This is a genomic window from uncultured Christiangramia sp., assembly GCF_913046405.1.
GTDB lineage: Bacteria > Bacteroidota > Bacteroidia > Flavobacteriales > Flavobacteriaceae > Christiangramia > Christiangramia marina.
On record NZ_CAJWRQ010000049.1, the window covers coordinates 1 to 21015 of the forward strand.

General features: G+C 37.9%; 22 protein-coding genes. 13 read left to right on the plus strand and 9 right to left on the minus strand.

Annotation, left to right across the window (positions count from 1 at the left end):
• Positions 1-1004 (minus strand): hypothetical protein (locus tag QZ620_RS08015; protein ID WP_295180558.1); only part of this gene is annotated, 1004 nt, incomplete at its 3' end.
• Positions 1005-1137: 133 nt separating this feature from the next.
• Positions 1138-3927, minus strand: a complete 2790-nt coding sequence (gene uvrA / locus QZ620_RS08020) for an excinuclease ABC subunit UvrA (RefSeq protein WP_295180560.1) — start codon at positions 3925-3927, stop codon at positions 1138-1140.
• A gap of 223 nt (positions 3928-4150) precedes the next feature.
• Here uvrA and QZ620_RS08025 point away from each other — a divergent pair, with 223 nt between their 5' ends.
• Entirely contained in the window at positions 4151-4735 is a 585-nt protein-coding gene (locus tag QZ620_RS08025; protein ID WP_141877630.1) for a sigma-70 family RNA polymerase sigma factor, read from the plus strand.
• Positions 4736-4793: 58 nt separating this feature from the next.
• On the plus strand, positions 4794-4946 hold the full coding sequence (locus QZ620_RS08030) for a hypothetical protein (RefSeq protein WP_295180564.1): 153 nt from the start codon (positions 4794-4796) through the stop codon (positions 4944-4946).
• Between the two features lie 27 nt (positions 4947-4973).
• Here QZ620_RS08030 and nth read toward each other — a convergent pair whose 3' ends face one another.
• Positions 4974-5633 carry an endonuclease III gene (gene nth, locus QZ620_RS08035; RefSeq protein WP_295180565.1) on the minus strand — a complete coding sequence of 220 codons (660 nt, stop codon included), beginning with the start codon at positions 5631-5633 and terminating at the stop codon, positions 4974-4976.
• A 31-nt stretch (positions 5634-5664) separates the two neighbouring features.
• Here nth and bcp point away from each other — a divergent pair, with 31 nt between their 5' ends.
• The gene (gene bcp, locus QZ620_RS08040) at positions 5665-6117 is read left to right on the plus strand and encodes a thioredoxin-dependent thiol peroxidase (protein ID WP_295180567.1); all 453 of its coding nucleotides are present in this window, start codon (positions 5665-5667) and stop codon (positions 6115-6117) included.
• Positions 6118-6135: 18 nt separating this feature from the next.
• On the opposite strand, the gene QZ620_RS08045 is transcribed toward bcp, so the two are convergent.
• The 6 genes from QZ620_RS08045 to QZ620_RS08070 all read right to left on the minus strand — a co-directional run bounded on the left by QZ620_RS08045 (position 6136) and on the right by QZ620_RS08070 (position 10826).
• Entirely contained in the window at positions 6136-6516 is a 381-nt protein-coding gene (locus QZ620_RS08045) for a hypothetical protein (protein ID WP_295180569.1), read from the minus strand.
• Between the two features lie 3 nt (positions 6517-6519).
• Positions 6520-7722: an alanine dehydrogenase gene (locus QZ620_RS08050; protein ID WP_295180571.1), complete on the minus strand. Its 1203-nt coding sequence runs from the start codon at positions 7720-7722 to the stop codon at positions 6520-6522.
• Between the two features lie 55 nt (positions 7723-7777).
• On the minus strand, positions 7778-8377 hold the full coding sequence (locus tag QZ620_RS08055) for a hypothetical protein (RefSeq protein WP_295180572.1): 600 nt from the start codon (positions 8375-8377) through the stop codon (positions 7778-7780).
• A complete protein-coding gene (locus QZ620_RS08060) occupies positions 8319-8465 on the minus strand; it encodes a hypothetical protein (protein ID WP_295180574.1) in 147 nt (48 codons plus the stop codon). The genes QZ620_RS08055 and QZ620_RS08060 overlap by 59 nt, the downstream gene beginning before the upstream one ends.
• 279 nt (positions 8466-8744) lie before the next feature.
• Positions 8745-9149: a tRNA (adenosine(37)-N6)-threonylcarbamoyltransferase complex ATPase subunit type 1 TsaE gene (gene tsaE / locus QZ620_RS08065; RefSeq protein ID WP_295180576.1), complete on the minus strand. Its 405-nt coding sequence runs from the start codon at positions 9147-9149 to the stop codon at positions 8745-8747.
• A gap of 129 nt (positions 9150-9278) precedes the next feature.
• The gene (locus QZ620_RS08070; protein ID WP_295180577.1) at positions 9279-10826 is read right to left on the minus strand and encodes a PglZ domain-containing protein; all 1548 of its coding nucleotides are present in this window, start codon (positions 10824-10826) and stop codon (positions 9279-9281) included.
• A gap of 111 nt (positions 10827-10937) precedes the next feature.
• Between QZ620_RS08070 and QZ620_RS08075 the strand changes: the two genes are divergently transcribed.
• The 10 genes from QZ620_RS08075 (at position 10938) to sucD (ending at position 20835) form a co-directional block, all read left to right on the plus strand.
• Positions 10938-12167 carry an HD domain-containing protein gene (locus tag QZ620_RS08075; protein WP_295180578.1) on the plus strand — a complete coding sequence of 410 codons (1230 nt, stop codon included), beginning with the start codon at positions 10938-10940 and terminating at the stop codon, positions 12165-12167.
• A gap of 24 nt (positions 12168-12191) precedes the next feature.
• A complete protein-coding gene (lpxD, locus tag QZ620_RS08080) occupies positions 12192-13217 on the plus strand; it encodes a UDP-3-O-(3-hydroxymyristoyl)glucosamine N-acyltransferase (protein ID WP_295180580.1) in 1026 nt (341 codons plus the stop codon).
• Positions 13210-14607, plus strand: coding sequence for a bifunctional UDP-3-O-[3-hydroxymyristoyl] N-acetylglucosamine deacetylase/3-hydroxyacyl-ACP dehydratase (locus QZ620_RS08085; RefSeq protein WP_295180582.1), 1398 nt, complete (start codon positions 13210-13212; stop codon positions 14605-14607). The genes lpxD and QZ620_RS08085 overlap by 8 nt, the downstream gene beginning before the upstream one ends.
• Before the next feature lie 5 nt (positions 14608-14612).
• Positions 14613-15398 (plus strand): acyl-ACP--UDP-N-acetylglucosamine O-acyltransferase, encoded by a 786-nt coding sequence (gene lpxA, locus QZ620_RS08090; protein WP_141877641.1) that lies wholly within the window; start codon positions 14613-14615, stop codon positions 15396-15398.
• Positions 15399-15404: 6 nt separating this feature from the next.
• On the plus strand, positions 15405-15971 hold the full coding sequence (efp, locus tag QZ620_RS08095) for an elongation factor P (RefSeq protein ID WP_295180585.1): 567 nt from the start codon (positions 15405-15407) through the stop codon (positions 15969-15971).
• A gap of 3 nt (positions 15972-15974) precedes the next feature.
• Positions 15975-16904, plus strand: a complete 930-nt coding sequence (locus tag QZ620_RS08100; protein WP_295180586.1) for a UDP-3-O-(3-hydroxymyristoyl)glucosamine N-acyltransferase — start codon at positions 15975-15977, stop codon at positions 16902-16904.
• Between the two features lie 5 nt (positions 16905-16909).
• Complete coding sequence (locus QZ620_RS08105; RefSeq protein ID WP_295180588.1) at positions 16910-17305, plus strand: nuclear transport factor 2 family protein; 396 nt, start codon at positions 16910-16912, stop codon at positions 17303-17305.
• Positions 17306-17413: 108 nt separating this feature from the next.
• Positions 17414-17779 (plus strand): BlaI/MecI/CopY family transcriptional regulator, encoded by a 366-nt coding sequence (locus QZ620_RS08110; RefSeq protein ID WP_295180590.1) that lies wholly within the window; start codon positions 17414-17416, stop codon positions 17777-17779.
• Position 17780: 1 nt separating this feature from the next.
• Positions 17781-19805, plus strand: a complete 2025-nt coding sequence (locus QZ620_RS08115) for a M56 family metallopeptidase (RefSeq protein ID WP_295180592.1) — start codon at positions 17781-17783, stop codon at positions 19803-19805.
• Positions 19806-19956: 151 nt separating this feature from the next.
• On the plus strand, positions 19957-20835 hold the full coding sequence (gene sucD, locus QZ620_RS08120) for a succinate--CoA ligase subunit alpha (protein WP_295180594.1): 879 nt from the start codon (positions 19957-19959) through the stop codon (positions 20833-20835).
• Positions 20836-21015 lie beyond the last annotated feature (180 nt).

Genomic DNA, 21015 nt, shown 5'->3' on the forward strand with positions numbered 1-21015 from the left:
TGAACTCTGTTTTCAGTAGACCTGGTGTCCAATCGAGAATTTCTATCTATAGTCCTGGAAATGGTTTTTCTACTTTCTGGCGATACACGCCCTTTAGAATTTGTACTTCTTTCAGATCTCGCTCCGTAATTCTTAGACCTGTTATTCTTACTAGGAGAACGTTCAGTAGTGCTTATTCTACTGCTTTTTGAGTTATTAGATGGATTCACATAGGCTTTGGATCTTGCCGCTTGTTGTCTGTTACGAACTAATTGATCGCTTTTACTGGTACGAGCACGATATTGTGCAAGATCACGCTTTTGTTTTACTTGCTTTCCGTAGTGATATTGAGCAACACGCTGAGAAGGTCTGTAGAAGTTTCTTTTGTGCTTATGTGTACTATAATAGTTATTATAAACCGTTGTATACTGGTTATAGCTTACACGATGTGGCTGATAATAAGCCCGGTATGGCTGATTAAATACGATACTAACATTAACCGATGGACGACGATAATAAGAATGCCATGGTCTGCGAACATAATGCCGGTTATAACTGTTTATATAACCTGTTCGTTGAATCACTCTACCAAAATTGTTATAATGTAATCTTAAGGAACCAACATTAGCAAGCATTCCATAACGATTGTAATCCATTACAATATTTCCAGCCTGGATGATTCTACCATAATAATCGTAGTAGACTGGAACATCTTCGATCTGGATTACAGCTCCATAATCATCATATTGAATAAATGGTTCGTAATTGTAACCAGAATTATAGCTAATATTTACGTTAGGTGTAGAAATTCTTACTGCATTTCCTCTTCGGAAATCAGGATTATAATAGAAATCGAACTCTCCATTTGGATAAACCGCGAATTCAACACCACCTTCAATAAAAATAAAAGAGTCATTGAAAAGATTGGAGTAGGTAGTACTTTTGGATATTTCAGAATGCGGATTTTCAGCGCTAACTGACCATCCTACAAAAAGGCAAACGATAAATAAGGTCAGATTTCTCATAGTAGTAGTATTTAAATTAAGAACATTTCTTAACTAAATACAAAGCTCATGCCAAAACCCGAAACTACTTCATGCTACCTCATCATACAGTCCTCTTCAGGAAATTAAAATAATGAATAACAGTGTATTGTGTTTAATTCAATTTTTCAGAAAGATAGGGCGCGGTAACTGATTCTTTATTTTTAGCAACCTCTTCCGGAGTTCCTGTGGCAATTAAATAACCACCATTTTCTCCACCTTCCAGTCCCAGATCGATCACATGATCAGCACATTTTACAAGATCCATGTTATGTTCAATTACTACTACTGAATGTCCTTTAGAAATCAAAGCATTGAAAGATTTCAATAATTTCTTGATATCGTGAAAATGCAGTCCTGTGGTTGGTTCATCAAAAATGAAGAGTGCTTTGGTTTTGGTTGTTCCTTTAACCAGGAAAGAAGCCAGCTTGATACGCTGAGCTTCACCACCCGATAGAGTAGAGGAGCTTTGTCCTAATTGCACGTATCCTAAACCAACATCTTTTAGAGGTTTAAGCTTTTTAACGATCTTTTCCTGATCATGATCTTCAAAAAATGCTGTTGCATCATCGATAGTCATATTTAGAACATCATCAATATTCTTATCATGAAAGGTCACTTCAAGCACATCTTTTTTGAAACGCTTACCATTACAGGTTTCACATTCGAGATGAACATCTGCCATAAATTGCATTTCAATGGTAACTTCACCTTCACCTTTACAGGTTTCACATCTTCCGCCGTCTACATTAAAAGAAAAATGCTTCGGTTGAAAGCCACGTAATTTCGCCAGTCTCTGGGAAGAGAATAGATTTCGAATATCGTCATAAGCTTTTATATAGGTTACCGGGTTCGATCTTGATGATCTACCAATAGGGTTTTGATCTACGAACTCTACACTTCCAAGATTTTTAAAATTGCCTTCAATTCCAGAAAACTGACCTGCTTTTTCCCCATAACCTCCCAATTCTTTCTGAATGGCTGGGTAAAATATCTTTTTAACTAAAGTACTTTTTCCACTCCCCGAAACTCCGGTGATCGCTGTAAAGACTCCTAAAGGGATTTCGACATCAATATTCTTCAGGTTGTTCTCCCTTGCCCCAAGTATCTTGATGAAATTCTTAGAAGTTCTTCTTTTTTCGGGAACTTCAATATTTTTCTTACCATTAAGATATTCCGCAGTAAGAGAATTAGATTTGAGAATTTGTTTAAGATTTCCTGTTGCAACCACGTGACCACCATTAGTTCCAGCTTCCGGTCCAATATCGATGATCTCATCTGCCGCGTTCATAATCTCCTCATCATGTTCCACCACAATGACCGTATTACCAAGATCTCGTAAATGTTTTAAAACACCAATTAACTTCTCGGTATCCTTAGGATGCAATCCGATAGAAGGTTCATCCAAAATGTACATGGACCCAACCAGGCTGCTACCAAGAGAGGTGGCAAGATTGATCCTTTGTGATTCCCCACCAGAAAGTGTATTGGATTTACGATTTAATGTTAGATAATCCAGACCTACATTGGAAAGGAATTGAAGTCGGTTTCTAATTTCCTGCAGTAATCTCTTTGCAATTTTCTCTTCGTATTCATCAAGAGTTAAATCATCAAAGAATGCTCGAACCTTATCCAAAGGTTTTTCTACCAGATCGGTAATATTGAGTCCGTTTATTTTTACATAGTGCGCTTCCTGTCTAAGTCGTTTTCCTTTACAAACTGAACATTTGGTTTTACCGCGATACCTTGAAAGCATCACCCGATTCTGAATCTTGTATGCCTTGCTCTCCAGAAACTCAAAAAACTGGTTTAATCCTTCGAAATACTGATTTCCATTCCAGACCAGCTCTTTTTGCTCGTCACTTAGTTCAAAATAAGGTTTGTGTATGGGGAAATCGAATTTATGAGAATTCTTGATCAATTGATCTTTATACCAGCTCATACTATCACCTCGCCACGGAAAGATTGCATTTTCATAAATGGATAAACCTGTGTTTGGAATCACAAGCTCTTCATCAATACCTATAACATCGCCGTAACCTTCACACTTGGGACAGGCTCCATATGGATTGTTAAAGCTGAACAAATGTACATTTGGCTCCAGGAAACTAATGCCATCCAATTCGAATTTATTGCTGAAGTGTCTTGAGCTGTTATCTGATATTTTGTCAATGAACAATTCACCCTTACCTTCAAAAAATGCTGCTTCCACGGCGTCTGCAAGTCTATTGAAAAAGTCTTCTTCATCCTTTGTAATAATCCGGTCTACTACTAAAAAAGTATTTTCAACTTTTGCTTTCGATAGATCGGTTTCATCAATACGCACTACTGATTCACCTAGTTTTATCCTACTGTAACCCTGCTGAGCCAGTACATTTATTTTATTTTCGAGCTTACGACCTTCTTCCAGGTGAATAGGGGCGAGAAGTAGCAGTTTTTCACGTTCGGGAAAACCTTTTACATAATTGATCACATCTGTAACTGTATCCTTCTTAACCTCGTTTCCAGAAACTGGAGAATAGGTTTTACCAATCCTGGCAAATAATAATTTTAGATAGTCATATATTTCCGTAGAAGTACCTACGGTAGACCTTGGGTTCGTAGAATTAACTTTTTGTTCAATAGCAATTGCCGGAGCGATACCTTTAATATAATCTACTTTTGGCTTATTCAACCTACCAAGAAACTGCCGGGCATAGGAACTAAGACTTTCTACGTAGCGCCGTTGACCTTCTGCATAGAGCGTATCAAATGCGAGACTTGACTTTCCTGAACCGGATAGACCTGTAATTACCACGAGTTTGTTCCTGGGAATTATGGCATTGATATTCTTAAGGTTGTGCAGCTTTGCACCTTTAATAATGATATTTTTCTTGGGGTCAACATTGGCTATATCTACGGTCATTCTCTCTGGGATAAGGCTGCAAAGTTACTCATTATCAAGCGGAGAAGAAAGCCGGGAAAAGCCTATAGTATTGTTAAAATATTAAGCTTTTGTTTGCATTTCTCAAATTTAAGTTGCTATATTTGGTGCATAACCAAAATTCATACGCCTATAAAGCACAGTTACTTTTAAACTCTAAATAACCTAACCTCAGGATCTGTTCCTGAAATTTAAAGTAACTGGTATGAATAACACTAAGGTCACCGATGCCTCACTTGTACGTGATTATCTGGAAGGAAACGAGAATGCGCTAGGAACACTTATTAGCCGTCACCAACAAAGAATTTACAGTTTTATTTACTCAAAGGTTTACGATAAAGATATCTCTGAAGATATCTTTCAGGATACTTTTATTAAAGTGATTCGTACTCTAAAGCGAGGTAAATACAACGAGGAAGGTAAATTTCTTCCCTGGGTGATGCGAATAGCACATAATCTAGTCATTGACCATTTCCGAAGAAATAAGAGAATGCCCAAATTTGACAATAGTGGGGATTTTAATATTTTCTCTGTACTAAGCGATGGTGATCTAAATGCAGAAACCCAGATTATCAAGGATCAAATCGAGTCAGACGTTCAGGAACTTATTAAAGAGCTTCCGGAAGATCAATTGGAAGTCCTTACTATGAGGATTTATAAAGATATGAGTTTCAAGGAGATTTCAGATCGAACAGGAGTTAGTATTAATACCGCATTAGGTAGAATGCGATACGCTTTGATTAATCTTAGAAAGATCATTGAGAAACGAAATTTGATCTTAACAAACTAATTTCGCAATATTATGTAGTAAATGCCGTTAACTTATAAATACCAAAAAATAACGGCACATGGGGAAACTCTACTTTAAAAAATCTTCGAAAGAAGAAAAAAATGTTCAACCACGTCCAGCAAAGGAAACGATCGAGTTTTTACTCAGTTATTCCAAAGCCCTAAACGTTGTGGAATATCAAAACATGAAGTTTGAAACACTTCTAAACTAAACAAAAACCTGTCATTACTGGCAGGTTTTACTTTTTCATCTTCTTATTATATTCGGCAATTACACATTTTCTACCAATCGTTTTAGTGATGATATCCTTATCCAGGTTCCAGGCGCGTGCCGGAGAATACTGTCTCCCATACCAGATAATTTGTAAATGTAGTCGGTTCCATAGATCTTCAGGAAAAAGTCTTTTTGCATCTTTTTCAGTCTGCACCACGTTTTTTCCATTCGTAAGATTCCAGCGATACATAAGTCTGTGAATATGCGTGTCAACTGGAAAAGCAGGAATATTAAACGCCTGTGCTACTACTACACTGGCAGTTTTGTGACCTACCGCTGGAAGTTCTTCCAGAGCTTCTATACTTTTTGGTACCTGACCATTGTACTTATCCAGGAGAATATGGGAAAGCCCATGTATGCCTTTGGACTTCATTGGAGAAAGGCCAACTGGCCTGATAATATCCCGAATCTGTTCTACGCTTAATTTCACCATTTTCTTAGGAGTATCTGCGATCTCAAATAGTTTAGGAGTGATTTGATTGACTTTGACATCGGTGCTTTGAGCAGAAAGCAACACCGCTATCAATAAGGTATATGGATCTTTATGATCTAAAGGTATAGGAATTTCAGGATAGATTTCATTTAAAGTATCAATTACAAACTGAACCTTTTCTTTTTTGGTCATAAAGCTTTATTTTTAAGCAAAAGTAAGAATTATGACAACATTAAAAGCAGGGGATAAGGCTCCCGATTTCAAAGCTGAAGATCAGGACGGAAATAACATCACTTTAAATGATTATAAAGGAAAAAAGCTGGTATTATTTTTCTACCCGAAAGCGAGCACGCCTGGTTGTACTGCGGAAGCCTGTAATTTAAGTGATAATTATGAAGCAATGAGTGCAAAAGGTTATGACATTCTGGGCGTTAGCGCTGACTCAAAGAAAAGACAACAAAACTTCAGAAATAAATATGATTTCAAATATCCATTACTTGCAGATGAGGATAAAAAAGTAATCCAGGCTTATGGAGTTTGGGGACCTAAAAAATTTATGGGAAAGGAGTATGAAGGCATTCACCGTACTACCTTTATTATTGATGAAAATGGAATAATTGAGGAGGTGATAGAAAAGGTGAAAACCAAGGCTCACGCCGAGCAAATCATGGAATAGTTTATAAAACGGTCGAATTTATTCGGCCGTTCTAATTTTTACTTTCTGAATCGTAGCAATACTATCGCAATTCTGGATTCTGAATTCCAATTCTTTGGTTTCACGAGTTCCGGTAACATAATAAACATTGCATGGTTTCGCGTCGGTATCACTTAAGTTGAAGTCTACATCACCTTTTTCCAGTACTTCAGAAATGTAGGAAGTATCTATTTTTTGATCCTGAAGGAAACTTAAAGATTCTTGAGACCATTTTCTTTCTTTAATCCTTATATTCTTGAGTACACGGGCATTGGGAGAATAATCGCAGGATGCATTCTTACCACCTAGAAAGAATATTAAAAGCACAATTCCGAAGAATAGTCCGACGCCAAAATAGCCAAAGCGATGTATAAGTTTCATTAATTAGAAAATCAGGAGATTTATATCACGGTAAGAAAGATTGAACCATTCTGCTATAGATTTATTGGTCAAAATTCCGTGGTAAAAATACAAACCATTACGTAAACCGCGATCAAATCTCAGAGTATTTTCCAAACCACCCTCTTCACCAATATGTAACAAATACGGGGTAAAAATATTACTTATTGAAAGGGAACTCGTTCTGGCGTACCTGGACGGGATATTAGGAACACAATAATGAATGACATTATGCTTTTTGAAAATAGGTTCATCATGGCTTGTGATCTCGCTGGTTTCCACGCAACCACCCATATCGATGCTTACATCAATGATCACGGCGCCTCTTTTCATACTTTGTACCATGTTCTCAGTAATAAGCACCGGACTTCGATCCTTTCCACGAACGGCACCAATCACCACATCGGCACGTTTTAATGCTTTTGACAAATTTTTAGGCTGAATGGTACTGGTGTAAAACGTATTGGTAAGATTCGCCTGAATATTACGAAGTTTCGTAAGGGAAGAATCAAAGACCTTAACACAGGCTCCTAAACCAATAGCAGATCTGGTTGCAAATTCACCTACGGTGCCCGCGCCTATGATGACCACCTCTACGGGCGGAACCCCGCTAATATTTCCAAACATGAGTCCGTTTCCATCTGCATGATTACTCATGATTTCTGAAGCTATAAGAACAGAGGCTGTTCCGGCAATCTCGCTCAAGGCTCTAACAATTGGATAGGAGCCATCGTCATCCCGTATAAATTCAAAGCCAAGAGCGGTAATTCTTTTCTCTGCCAGCTTCTGAAAATACTCTTTACACTGAGTTTTAATTTGAAGCGCAGAAATTATGGTTGTTTGCGGATTAATATTTTCAAGTTCCTCAAGAGATGGCGGCTCTATCTTCAATATGGTAGGGCAGGAGAATACCTTTCGAGTGTCTTTGGTGATTTCTGCTCCGGCATCTGAATAATCTTTATCGCTAAAGCGCGCCCATTTTCCGGCACCGGATTCTATCATCACTCGATGTCCATGTGCGGTGATGGCTGCAACGGCATCAGGACTTAAACAAATCCTTTTTTCCTGGTAAGCGGTCTCTTTTGGAATTCCTATGAATAATTCCCCCTTCTTCTTGTAGATCTCAAGAGTTTCTTCCTGCGGAATTAGTTGTTCTTTAGTAAAAGGTGAAACCTGCTGTTTGCCCATAGTTATTGGTTAAAGCAGTTAAATTACAACTTAAAATGGAATTGAAAAATATAAACTAAAGTTTACGGTAGTAGTCTTCGACAAGTACATTGGAATGTTCGAGTTTATCATTATCTTCTTGAAATTCCTTTAATTCTTTGCGCTCTCGCTCTGATAAACTTGTAAATACCGATACCTCGGTTTCGTCCAACTCCGACAGATCTAATCCATAGATCCTATCGAAAATCTTAATTCTCACTAAATAAACAATCGATAAGATGACAATAAAAAATGGTGCCATATAGATTAAGTCTCCATTATCCATGCTGATAACATGTTGAAAATAATCTTCATAGAATGCAGCAATTAATTGAAAAGCATACATAACCATTGGCACTAGGATGACATGATACCACCAGTGTTTACAGGTAAAAAACCAGATGATAAGTAGAAGTAAAGGGACTAACTTTGAAGTATACGTCCAAGCGGCAGTTAGGACATCTTGGTAATAATTACTTTCGTAGGTAAAAAAAGAAGTTTCCCAAACACGGGTGCTTGGGAAAATTTCATATAAATAAAAAAGATAAGGTGAGAATGCTATGCAAATCGCTATTATACTACCCGTGAGTAGGAACCCTGATGAGCCTTCTGTCCACAGCTTGTTTTTCAATTTCATCCTTATTAGTATCGTTATCAGTAGTTGAAGTTACAAAAAAACTTGCTCCGAATATTGCTGCTGCGAAAAGTACTGCTTTAAGTTTCATAATATAAGATTTTAATATGGTTGTTTCGTTTTGTTCTGAGACAAACATAGAACAACTTAAAATCCTGTGGGTTAAAACATTAATCGTACCTTTGCGTCCTTTTTCAAGGCAATAAATACCCGAAAAATCGCATAAAAAACTTTAAATATGTTAGTTTAAATCTGTTTATAAATCGTTTAACGAATATAAATTAATAAATCAGGTTTATAAAATATCTGCAAAAGTAATAATATTCTTACAAACAATTTTTAGCGTCCAATTCACGAAATTTTGATTTCGTTAACTTAACTTTAACATTCTAGAATTCTCCGATACTACCTGAATGTGCACTTTTCGATGGTCATCACTAAGTAGTTTCCGTACGTTTTGTGGCCATTCAATCAAATTCCATGCTCCAGAATCCAGGTAATCTTCAAATCCAATATCTAATGCTTCCATATCTGATTCGATTCTATAGAAATCGAAATGATATACAGCACCCTGATCTGACTCGTAATGGTTAACTAAGGAAAACGTTGGACTGGATACGGCGTCTTTAACGCCCAGTGCCTTAGATAACTCTTTAATTAGAGTTGTCTTGCCAGCACCCATCTCGCCGTAGAAGAGTAGTATTTTACTCTCTGTATTACGTAGAATGTAATCTACTGCTTGATCCAGTTCGTGAAGTTCGTAGGTTAACTCCATAAATTCAATATGTCAGATTTGGGATGATAAAGATATATAAAAAAAGGATATACTGCTGTATGTTTTTGATAATCAATTATGTACAGTCTTCCACCTTGTCGTTCATCGTATAAAAACGTCGTTTATCGATTATTTTGGGTTCAGGACTACAAATGGGATTACAACTTCTTCTAAGGAAATACCACCATGCTGATAAGTATTTCTATAATAACTTACGTAATGATTGAAATTATTGGGATACGCAAAGAATAAGTCCTCCTTTGCGAAAATATAAGAACTACTCATATTAATAGTTGGTAGATGAACCGACTTAGGATTCTCTATAGCAAAGACCTCTTTATTATCGTAAGTCAGACTCCTGCCTGTTTTGTATCTCAGGTTCAAACTCGTGTTCTTATCACCAACGACCTTTGAAGGGTTCTTTACATTGATAGTTCCATGATCTGTTGTAATGATCAATTTAAAGCCTTGTTGCTGTGCTTTTTGTATGATATCCAACAAGGGCGAGTTTTTAAACCAGCTCTGGGTTAAGCTCCTATATGATTTGTCATTAGAAGCCAGCTCCTTTATCACTTCCATCTCGGTCTTGGAATGAGAGAGCATGTCTACAAAATTATAAACGACTACTGTAAGATCGTTGGATTTCTGACTTTTAAAGTTATCTGCCAGCTTTCTTCCCGCCTTCAGGCTAGTAATTTTATGATATTCGTACCTCAGGTCTTTTCCCAATCTCTTAAGCTGTTCCCTGAGAAAATCAGATTCGTGTAGATTTTTACCTCCTTCTTCAGTATCGTTCTTCCAGTATTCTGGAAAGAGCTTTTCCATCTCACTTGGCATCATTCCGGAGAAGATTGCATTTCGGGCATATTGTGTTGCAGTGGGCAAAATACTGAAGTAAGCATCCTCTTTCTCTTTCTTATAATGTGTCGTGATAATTGGTTCCAGTGATTTCCACTGGTCATATCTTAAATTATCGACGACCACTAGTAATGTTGGTTCTCCAGATTTGATTTCCGGCAGTATTTTCTTCTGAAATAAAGTATGAGACATTACTGGAGGATTACCTCCCTGTTGAAACCAATCTTCATAGTTCCTTGAAATAAACTTAAAGAACTGGTTGTTTGCTTCCTGTTTCTGAGATTCCAAGATTTCGAACATACCTGAATCTTCTATTTCTTCTAACTGAATTTCCCAGTAGATCAATTTCTGATATAACGAAACCCATTCTTCATAGGAATTTACCTGAGACAATTCCATGGCTATTTTCCGGAACTCCTGCTGGTAGTTGGAAGTTGTCTTCTCAGAAATGAGTCGGGAGTGATCCAGGTTTTTCTTTAAACTCAGTAGAATCTGGTTAGGGTTTACCGGTTTGATAAGATAATCGGCGATTTTAGATCCAATCGCTTCCTCCATAATATACTCTTCTTCGCTCTTGGTGATCATTACCACCGGAACTGTTTCTCTACGCTCTTTAATTTCAGTAAGGGTTTCCAGACCGGTAAGCCCCGGCATATTTTCGTCCAGGAATATAATGTCAAAATTTTCTTCTTCGATGAGTTCAAGCGCTTCAGTTCCACTTTTGCAGGTTTGAACCTCGTAGTTTTTCTTCTGAAGAAATAATATATGTGGTTTTAAAAGGTCAATTTCGTCATCAACCCATAATATCTTTATCGTCATAAATTTGATTATTTATGGCTTCCGAAGAGAACCATTATAATTGAAATAGAACTTATTACCGGGGCTAAGTTCATATATGTATCTTTGTTTTGAACATTAGATTATAAAAGCTTGGCTTCACAAACTAAACTCAAAATATTAAACGATCCAATTTACGGTTTTATTACCATTCCTAATGAACGGATCTTTAAGATTATCGAGCATCCATACTTCCAGAGATTGCGTAGAATTTCCCAAATGGGTTTATCTTATCTTGTCTATCCGGGGGCACATCACACGAGGTTTCATCATGCTCTTGGTTGTGTGCACTTAATGCTGAAAGCAGTTAGGATACTCAGAATTAAAGGTGTAGAGATTTCAGAAGAGGAGGAAGAAGCTTTACTCATAGCAATTTTAATGCATGATATTGGACATGGTCCTTTTAGTCATGCGATGGAACACAGCCTGGTGGAAGGAGTAGATCATGAGACCATTTCATTGCTATTCATGGAGCAAATGAATATTGAATTTAACCAAAGTTTAACTCTGGCTATTCAGATTTTCAAAGGAAGTTACGATCGCAAATTTATGTATCAGTTAATTAGTAGTCAGATGGATATGGATCGTCTGGATTATCTAAAACGCGATAGTTTCTATACCGGTGCTGTAGAAGGGAACATCAATAGCGAACGCCTTATCACCATGCTTAATGTGGTGAATGATGAACTGGTAGTAGAGGAAAAAGGTATATATTCCGTAGAAAAATTTTTGATAGGAAGGCGTTTGATGTACTGGCAGGTCTATTTGCACAAGACCAGTCTGGCGGCAGAGCAATTGCTTATACGGGTTTTAAAGCGGGCCAAGGAATTAATAGGCGAGGGCCATCAATTACATGCCAGCGGCAGTCTGTTGTATTTTCTTCAGAATAAAGTGGAAAGACATAATTTCGATCAGCATACTCTCGAGATGTTTTCGAGGCTAGATGATAATGATGTGATCTCTGCAATGAAGGAATGGATGTATTCAGATGATTTCGTACTCAGTAATTTGTGTGAAATGATCATTAACAGGAAACTTCTGAAGAGTAAGATCAAAAAGAAACGACCTTCCCAGGAAAAACTGGATCAACGAAAAAAAGCTCTTCAGAAGAAATATAATATTTCAGAAAAAGAAGCATCCTACTTTGTATTCGAGGGGGAAATCGCAAATCTTGCCTATAAGCGAGAAAAGGATACTATCAATATTTTACATAAAAATGGTAAAATATGTGACGTAGTAAAGGTTTCAGACCAGTTTAATCTCAAAGCTCTTACAAATACTGTGACCAAATACTATATGTGTTATCCAAAAGTTAAAGATTAGTTCATTTTTTTTACTTTTGCCAGAATGAAATTTACAGCGAAACAAATTGCCGAGATATTGGAAGGTAAGGTGGAGGGGAATCCTGAAGCCGAAGTTTCTGAACTTGCTAAAATAGAAGAGGGGAGTGAAGGCTCACTAACTTTTCTAAGTAATCCTAAATATAATAGCTTTTTATATACCACGAATGCGAGCGTTACGATCGTTAACGAGAACTTCGAGGTTGAGCAACCGGTAAATACTACATTGATTAAAGTAAAGGATGCTTACAAGGCTTTTTCAACCTTGCTTGAATATTACAACCAGATCAAGTTAAATAAGTCGGGGATTGAAAATCCCAGTTTTATTGCTGAATCTGCTACCTATGGTGACGGACTGTATCTGGGTGCTTTTGCATATATAGGAGAACAGGTGAAACTGGGAGAAAATGTCAAGATCTACCCGAATGCTTACATAGGTGATAACGTGCAGATAGGTGATAACACTACTATTTTTGCCGGAGTGAAGATCTATTCTGAAAGTATTATAGGAAACGATGTGACCATTCATAGTGGTGCTGTAGTAGGTGCTGATGGTTTTGGATTTAGTCCGGGAGAAACCGGTGCTTACAGTAAGGTTCCGCAGATAGGGAATGTCATTATAGAGGATCATGTAGAAATTGGTGCAGGAACGACTATAGATCGTGCAACCTTGGGTTCCACGATTATCAAAAAAGGTGTGAAACTGGATAACCATATACAAATCGCACATAATGTAGAAATAGGGGAGAATACTGCTATTGCTGCACAAACTGGTGTTGCCGGATCTACGAAGATCGGAAAGAACTGTCTTATTGGAGGACAGGTAGGGATTGCCGGGCACCTAACGATTGGAGACCGTGTGAAAATACAGGCGCAATCTGGTATAAGTAGAGATATAAAGGATGATGAGATGCTTCAGGGATCGCCAGCTTTTGGTTATGGCGATTATAATAAGTCCTACATACATTTCAAAAACCTACCAAAAACAATGAAATTAATTCACCAACTGGATAAAAAGATTAATAATGGCTAATAAGGTTTTAAAACAAAGAACCATAAGAGAAGAAATTTCTCTTGAAGGCGTTGGCCTGCATACTGGAAAAGAAGTAACGCTGACTTTTAAACCAGCGCCTGTAAATACAGGCTATGTTTTTAGAAGAACAGATCTTGAAGGATCTCCTGAAGTAGAGGCAGATGTAAATTACGTTGTAAATACTCAGCGTGGAACTAACCTCGATAAAAAAGGTGTTACGATCCAGACTTCGGAACATGTACTTGCTGCCTGTGTAGGTCTTGAAATAGATAACTTATATATTGAGCTGAACGCTCCTGAACCACCAATTATGGATGGTTCTTCCAAATTTTTTGTAGAAGCGCTTGAGAAAGCTGGTACTGAAGAACAGGAGGAAGACAGAGATGAATTTGTGGTCACTGATATTATTTGTTATCGTGATGATAATGGATCTGAAATCATCCTCATGCCTGCAGATGAATATCAGGTAACAACCATGGTGGATTTTGGAACCAAAGTACTGGGTACTCAGAATGCTTCTATAGAGCATATTTCAGAATTTAAGACTGAAATTGCCGATTCCAGGACGTTTAGCTTTCTACATGAAATTGAAACTTTACTGGAACATGGCCTTATAAAAGGTGGCGATCTAAACAATGCGATCGTATATGTAGATAAAGAGATTAGTGAAGATACTCTTGAGAAGTTGAGAGTAGCTTTTGATAGAGATGATATTTCAGTAAAGCCTAACGGGATCCTGGATAACTTAACATTGCATCACCCAAATGAAGCAGCAAGACACAAATTGCTGGACGTTATAGGGGATGTGGCTTTAGCAGGTACAAGGATTAGAGGTAAGATCATTGCCACTAAACCTGGACATTATATCAATACTGAATTTGCTAAGAAATTGGCCAAGGTCATCAAAGCTGAAAAACGGAATAATGTACCTAAGATCGATCTTTCTCAACCTCCTTTAATGGATGTGAACGATATTATGAATACGCTCCCGCACAGATCTCCGTTTCTTTTAGTGGACAAGATTTATGAGCTGACAGATACTCATGTGATTGGGATGAAGAATGTGACCATGAACGAACCATTTTTTGTTGGTCACTTTCCCGGGAAACCAGTAATGCCCGGAGTATTGCAAGTAGAAGCCATGGCTCAAACCGGTGGAATATTGGCTTTAAAGTCGGTTCCGGATCCTGAAAACTATCTGACCTTCTTTATGAAGATCGATAATGTGAAGTTCAAAAGACAGGTGGTGCCTGGGGATACTCTAATTTTTAAGCTGGAGTTATTGGCTCCTATTCGTCGTGGAATTTGCCAGATGCAGGGCTATGCTTACGTAAACGGACAATTGGCGACCGAAGCCATTCTTATGGCACAAATTGTAAAATCAAAATAAAAACTATGAACCAACCTTTAGCATATGTGCATCCGGGAGCAAAGATCGCCAAGAATGTGGTGATCGAACCTTTCGCGACCATACATAATAATGTAGTGATTGGAGAAGGTACCTGGATTGGTTCCAATGTTAGCATCATGGAAGGTGCACGTATTGGTAAGAATTGTAGTATTTTTCCAGGTGCAGTAATTTCTGCGGTGCCTCAGGATAAGAAATTTAATGACGAAGATACTCTTACTGTAATAGGTGATAATACTACGATTCGTGAGTGTGTTACCATTAACAGGGGAACTACAGATAGAATGAAAACAGTTATTGGTAATAATTGCTGGATCATGGCCTATTGCCACGTTGCTCATGATTGTATCGTAGGAGATAATTGCATCTTTTCAAATAATAGTACGCTTGCAGGACATATAAACGTTGGAGATCATGTTGTTCTCGCAGGAATGGCTGCAATTCAGCAGTTTTGTAGCATTGGAAAACATGCATTTGTTACCGGTGGATCTATGGTTAGAAAAGATGTTCCGCCATTTGTAAAAGCGGGTAGAGAACCTTTAAGTTATGTAGGTATTAATTCTATTGGACTAAGAAGAAGAGGTTTTTCTACGGAAAAGATCAGGGAAATTCAGGATATTTATAGAATATTATACCAGAAGAATTACAATAATTCCCAGGCGGTAGCGATCATTGAAGCTGAAATGCAGGCAACCGCAGAAAGGGACGAAATATTAGAATTTATTAAAAACTCACAAAGAGGTATCATGAAAGGATACTTCAGTTCAAACTAAAAACTTATGGCTAGTACCAGTGATATCAGAAACGGTTTATGTATTCGTTACAACCACGATATTTATAAGATCATTGAATTTCTTCATGTAAAACCAGGAAAGGGCCCGGCTTTCGTTAGAACTAAACTAAAAAGTGTTACTACAGGAAAAGTTCTTGATAATACATTTTCCGCAGGGCATAAGATCGAAGATATTCGAGTTGAAACTCATAAATTTCAGTTCTTATATGAAGATGGCGAGTTCTGGCATTTCATGAACGTTGAAGATTACACACAAATTCGACTTACAGAAAATGCTCTGGATATGCCAAAGCTTTTGAAGGAAGGTGAAGTGGTAACTATTCTTATCAATACTGAAGATAACATGCCACTTTCAGTAGAAATGCCAGGAAGTGTAGTGTTGGAAGTTACACATACAGAACCTGGTTTAAAAGGAAATACCGCTACAAATGCTACAAAGCCAGCAACCGTTGAAACTGGTTATGAGGTGAATGTTCCTCTTTTTATCAACGAAGGTGATAAGATCAAGATCGAAACCGAAAAAGGTACTTACAAAGAGAGAATTAAGGAATAATCTATGAAATTCCCTCAAGAACATAAGCTATCTCAAATAGCAGATCTTATTGATTGTTCGTATGTAGGTGAAGCTGATTTCCCTGTGCTGGGTATGAATGAGATTCACGTGGTGAATCCGGGAGATATCGTCTTTGTAGATCATCCAAAATATTACGATAAAGCACTCAGCTCTGCAGCGACGGTTATTCTTATTAATAAAGAAGTAGACTGTCCTAAAGGTAAAGCGTTGCTTATTTCTGAAGACCCTTTTCGCGATTTCAATAAGCTTACACGCTATTTCAAACCATTTGAAAAACTGAATGCTACCATCGCAGAATCTGCAAAGATCGGCGAAGGATCTATCGTGCAATTTAATGCCGTTATTGGCAATAATGTTTCTATTGGTAAGAACTGTCTTATCCACGCAAATGTTACCATCGGTGATAATTGTGTGATTGGTGATCATGTGATTATCCATAGTGGAACGGTACTGGGCGGTGATGCTTTTTATTATAAAAAGAGACCAGAAGGATTTGATAAATTACTTTCAGGTGGTAGAGTAGTAGTGCAAGACCATGTAGAGATAGGAACGAATTGTTCGATAGATCGCGGGGTTACCGGAGATACTACTATCGGTGAAGGTTCCAAGCTTGACAATTTAATTCAGATCGGGCATGATACTGTTATCGGAAAAAATTGTTTATTAGCATCTCAAATTGGAATAGCCGGTTGTGTGATCGTAGAAGACGATGTTACGATATGGGGACAGGTTGGAATTAGAAGTGATGTTCGAATTGCTACCGGAACGGTTCTTATGGCACAATGCGGAGTTTCAAAAGATACTGAACCAGGCACAACCTATTGGGGCACGCCTTTTGGTGAAGTACGAACAAAACTTAGAGAATATGCGGCGATTAAACAATTGCCGGAGATTGTCAAAAAATTAAAATAAGATTTATGGATCTAGAGACTAAAGATATTGTAACCAAATTTTACGAATCTAACTTCTATAAAGATGAAGAAGTGCTGAAGGCATATCTTCATCCAGATGTTGAATTACGCTGGTACGGTACTACAGGATTCAGAAAATTAAATTTAGAAGGTATTTCTGCGATTACGAAAGAGATTTCAGAATCATACGAATCATTGCGGGCTGAGACTGAAAAGATAATCTCGAATGGGAATGAAGCTGCTATCCATTTCACATATTTCGTAAGAACTATAGAAAACCCCGAAGAGGAAATGCCTTTAGCGCATTTTGTCGCAATGTGGGAGCTGAAAGATGGAAAACTCTACAAGGGCACTCAAATTAGTCAGCTAGGTGAAGAGATCGACGAAGATCCCTGGTCCTAAAAATTTTTAACCCTCTTAACCATAGAGGGTTTTTTTATAATATTTTCATTCTATGTTTGTAGAAATAAATATTTATTCTACATTTGTAGAGGATCAATTTATAGCTATATGTCACTTTCGAATACTGAAGAAGAATTAATGCAACATCTCTGGAAGAAGGAGAAAGCTTTTATGAAACAACTTATCGAAGCTTATCCCGATCCAAAACCTGCTACGACGACCATCGCAACTTTGCTTAAAAGAATGCAGGATAAAAATTTCGTAGCTTATGAGCAGATAGGCAGATCCAGAGAGTATTATCCTAAAGTGAGTAAGAAAGCTTATTTCTCTAAAAGAATGAATGGGATGATCAAATCCTTCTTTGATAACTCTGCCTCGCAGTTTGCATCTTTCTTTACTGAAGAAACAGATCTTACTGATGATGAGTTGAAGAAATTGAGAAAACTGATTGATGAGAAATTAAAAAAAGATTGAGATGCTGGAGTATATCTTAAAATCTGCGGGATGTTTGCTGGTTCTTTTTGCCTTCTATAAATTTTTTCTGGAAGCTGAAAAATCCAACAGGCTAAAGCGTTTTTATCTAATCTTCATGCTGTTATTTTCAACGATGCTACCTCTTATTAGCATTTCTTACGAGGTAGCTGCCAAAGAATTCGTTGACACTGCGCCGATGATAGTAATACCATCTGAAAACTCATCGGCAGAACAGGAAACTGGTTCTATTGACCAATATGGGAGTCAGATATTGCTGGTTATTTATTTCATTGGATTTTTGGTTTTTGTGCTTCGGTTTATATGGAACCTTAATAAGATGCGATTGACGATAAAATCAGGTCAGCTTAAAAAAGAACTTCCATATATCTATGTGCTGCTTGGTAATTCCATCAATCCTTTCAGTTTCCTGCATTATATCTTCTTTAGTAGAAAAGAATTTAAGAACGCACAGATTTCGGAAGCGGTGATAGCACATGAAAAAGCTCATGTAGATCAAAAACATTCCTGGGATCTTCTATTTCTGGAACTGGTGAATGCGATTTTCTGGTTCAATCCAATATTTATATTCATTAAAAATTCCATCAAATTAAACCATGAGTTTCTTGCAGATGAGCAAGTACTTGTAAAGCATCAAAACCTGAGAGATTACAGTGAACTTCTTTTAGGTTACAGCCGGGGACAGGATCTTAACGTTCTGGCAAGTCCCATTAATCATTCATTAATCAAAAAACGAATACTTATGATGACAAAAAATCTTTCAGCCAGACGGCTGAGTATGAAAATGCTGGTATTGCTACCCATTCTTGGAGGTTGTATCTATACTTTCAACCAAGAAATTGTAGCGAAGCCAGTGCTATCAATTGATGAGAACTCGGAATTGATCGAGCTTCAGAAGAAAAAATCGGTTTATATCACAGTGAACAATAAAGAAATTCTTTTGTACGACAAGCCTGTATCCCTTAATATTTTTGCAGATGAGTTGGATAAGCTTACTAAGAACTGGAACGACTGGCAGTTGAAAAACCCATATTTTTATGTAGACTTCGCTAATTCAACTACCGGTTTTATTGAAAAACTTAATGCTGAGTATCGCAAAACTGAATTATCCAGAATTTCAGGAACTGAGTTTCTAGCTCCAAGCACTCCAGAAACTGGTGCTACACCGCCACCACCTCCGCCACCGCCAGTACAGGCTATAAAAGGCAGAGATCCAGCCTCCAAAAGCTCAAATTCAGTTGTTGGAGAACAGAGAGACAATCTCTTCAGTATTCAGGTTACCGGCAACACGCTTCGAGTAAACGGAGTAAAAACGAATCCTGATAAGTTAAGTGAAACTCTGGATAAGCTTTCCGAAGGGATAACAGACGAAGAGTTGAAAAGTTATAATTTCAGAATGCAAGTTATAGATCCAGCATCTGGATTTATGGAATCTTTAAATAGCGAATTCAGAAAAAGCAGAATGTCTAAGGTTAGCGGTCATGATATTCTTCCACCGCCACCTCCAGCTCCGACTGGTGAAGCTCGACCTAATTCAAAAAATTCCGCAGGTTCACAATGGACTGTACAAAAAGAAAAAGTCCACCATATTCAAACTTACGAAGATGTGGTAAATGATTATGAGACACAAAGTGTGGAGTTATCAAAGCAGGTTGAGAAAATGAATGTAATTCGACATAAGTTGGATAACATAGAAAAACTTAGTAAAGAAGAGAAAGCTAGTCTGAATTTAGAAATTAAGAAAAATCAGGCTGAATTAAAACAAATCATAGAGGAAAAGAAAGCTATTGAACATCAGACCAAAAAAATGCCGGCTCCACCAAATCCTCCAGCTCCATTAAAAACTGTCAAGGAGATCAATGCAGAGGGTGGAAGTTTTTTCTATAATGGCAAAAAGATCTCGGCTAAAAAAGCAACTAAGATTATAGAATCAAAGGACTATACGAAGATCGTTGTTAACCAAACTGGAGATTCCGATGGTTTTATGAAGATTACGGGAAGTAGATAATTTTAGAAAACGAGATGTAAACTCAGCGGGAATTTTCATTTCAAGTTAATTTTATATCAACTTTAAGGTTTTTTCTCGCAATAATCTATAAAATGACTTTAGGTTTTATATTTAAAAACATACTTTTGTGTTCCAAAATTAAAAGACATTTATGAGCGTTTTAGTCAATAAAGATTCTAAAGTAATCGTGCAGGGTTTTACCGGTAGTGAAGGTACTTTCCATGCTGAACAAATGATAGAATACGGTACAAATGTAGTTGGTGGAGTTACTCCTGGTAAAGGAGGGCAAAAGCATCTTGATAAGCCTGTTTTTAATACAGTTTCTGAAGCTGTAGAACAGGTTGGAGCAGATGTTTCTATCATTTTCGTACCACCAGCTTTCGCTGCAGATGCCATTATGGAAGCTGCCGATGCTGGAATTAAAGTGATTATTACTATTACTGAAGGAATACCTGTAGCAGACATGGTAAAGGCTTCAGATTATATTAAAGACCGTGATTGCAGACTTATTGGACCTAACTGTCCAGGTGTAATCACTCCGGGAGAAGCTAAAGTTGGTATCATGCCAGGTTTCGTTTTCAAAAAAGGAAAAGTTGGAATCGTATCTAAATCTGGTACGCTTACCTATGAAGCTGCAGATCAGGTTGTAAAACAAGGTCTTGGTATCACTACTGCAATTGGGATTGGTGGAGATCCAATTATTGGAACTACCACGAAAGAAGCAGTAGAATTGTTGATGAACGATGATGAAACTGAGTGTATTGTAATGATCGGTGAAATTGGAGGTCAGCTTGAAGCTGATGCCGCTCAGAGGGTTAAGCAGAACGGTAACAGAAAGCCGGTTGTTGGATTTATCGCTGGAGAAACTGCTCCTGCTGGACGTACAATGGGACATGCCGGTGCGATCATCTCCGGAGGCAAGGGAACGGCATCGGCCAAGGTCGAGGCACTGGAAGAAGCAGGCATTGAGGTGGCCCAGAGCCCGGCAGACATGGGAGACGCGGTGCAGCGGGCAATCGCGGCCGGATAAGGCAGGAGCCCGTAAAATCAGTCCTTGTTAAGGTGCCGGCTAAAAAACTCGCTTGTCAGTTGCCACATCCTGTCGCTTAAGACGTGACCACTGCCCTCTTCGATATAGTGGCTGAAATTCTTTTCTGCATGCTGGGCCTGGTAGGCACGGGCGATCACTTCCACCCCGCGCCGGCCGAGG

Coding starts and splice junctions, on each gene's coding strand:
- uvrA (WP_295180560.1), bottom strand. CDS start 3,927: ATGACCGTAGATATAGCCAATGTTGACCCCAAGAAAAATATCATTATT.
- QZ620_RS08025 (WP_141877630.1), top strand. CDS start 4,151: ATGAATAACACTAAGGTCACCGATGCCTCACTTGTACGTGATTATCTG.
- QZ620_RS08030 (WP_295180564.1), top strand. CDS start 4,794: ATGGGGAAACTCTACTTTAAAAAATCTTCGAAAGAAGAAAAAAATGTT.
- nth (WP_295180565.1), bottom strand. CDS start 5,633: ATGACCAAAAAAGAAAAGGTTCAGTTTGTAATTGATACTTTAAATGAA.
- bcp (WP_295180567.1), top strand. CDS start 5,665: ATGACAACATTAAAAGCAGGGGATAAGGCTCCCGATTTCAAAGCTGAA.
- QZ620_RS08045 (WP_295180569.1), bottom strand. CDS start 6,516: ATGAAACTTATACATCGCTTTGGCTATTTTGGCGTCGGACTATTCTTC.
- QZ620_RS08050 (WP_295180571.1), bottom strand. CDS start 7,722: ATGGGCAAACAGCAGGTTTCACCTTTTACTAAAGAACAACTAATTCCG.
- QZ620_RS08055 (WP_295180572.1), bottom strand. CDS start 8,377: ATGAAATTGAAAAACAAGCTGTGGACAGAAGGCTCATCAGGGTTCCTA.
- QZ620_RS08060 (WP_295180574.1), bottom strand. CDS start 8,465: ATGAAACTTAAAGCAGTACTTTTCGCAGCAGCAATATTCGGAGCAAGT.
- tsaE (WP_295180576.1), bottom strand. CDS start 9,149: ATGGAGTTAACCTACGAACTTCACGAACTGGATCAAGCAGTAGATTAC.
- QZ620_RS08070 (WP_295180577.1), bottom strand. CDS start 10,826: ATGACGATAAAGATATTATGGGTTGATGACGAAATTGACCTTTTAAAA.
- lpxD (WP_295180580.1), top strand. CDS start 12,192: ATGAAATTTACAGCGAAACAAATTGCCGAGATATTGGAAGGTAAGGTG.
- QZ620_RS08085 (WP_295180582.1), top strand. CDS start 13,210: ATGGCTAATAAGGTTTTAAAACAAAGAACCATAAGAGAAGAAATTTCT.
- lpxA (WP_141877641.1), top strand. CDS start 14,613: ATGAACCAACCTTTAGCATATGTGCATCCGGGAGCAAAGATCGCCAAG.
- efp (WP_295180585.1), top strand. CDS start 15,405: ATGGCTAGTACCAGTGATATCAGAAACGGTTTATGTATTCGTTACAAC.
- QZ620_RS08100 (WP_295180586.1), top strand. CDS start 15,975: ATGAAATTCCCTCAAGAACATAAGCTATCTCAAATAGCAGATCTTATT.
- QZ620_RS08105 (WP_295180588.1), top strand. CDS start 16,910: ATGGATCTAGAGACTAAAGATATTGTAACCAAATTTTACGAATCTAAC.
- QZ620_RS08110 (WP_295180590.1), top strand. CDS start 17,414: ATGTCACTTTCGAATACTGAAGAAGAATTAATGCAACATCTCTGGAAG.
- QZ620_RS08115 (WP_295180592.1), top strand. CDS start 17,781: ATGCTGGAGTATATCTTAAAATCTGCGGGATGTTTGCTGGTTCTTTTT.
- sucD (WP_295180594.1), top strand. CDS start 19,957: ATGAGCGTTTTAGTCAATAAAGATTCTAAAGTAATCGTGCAGGGTTTT.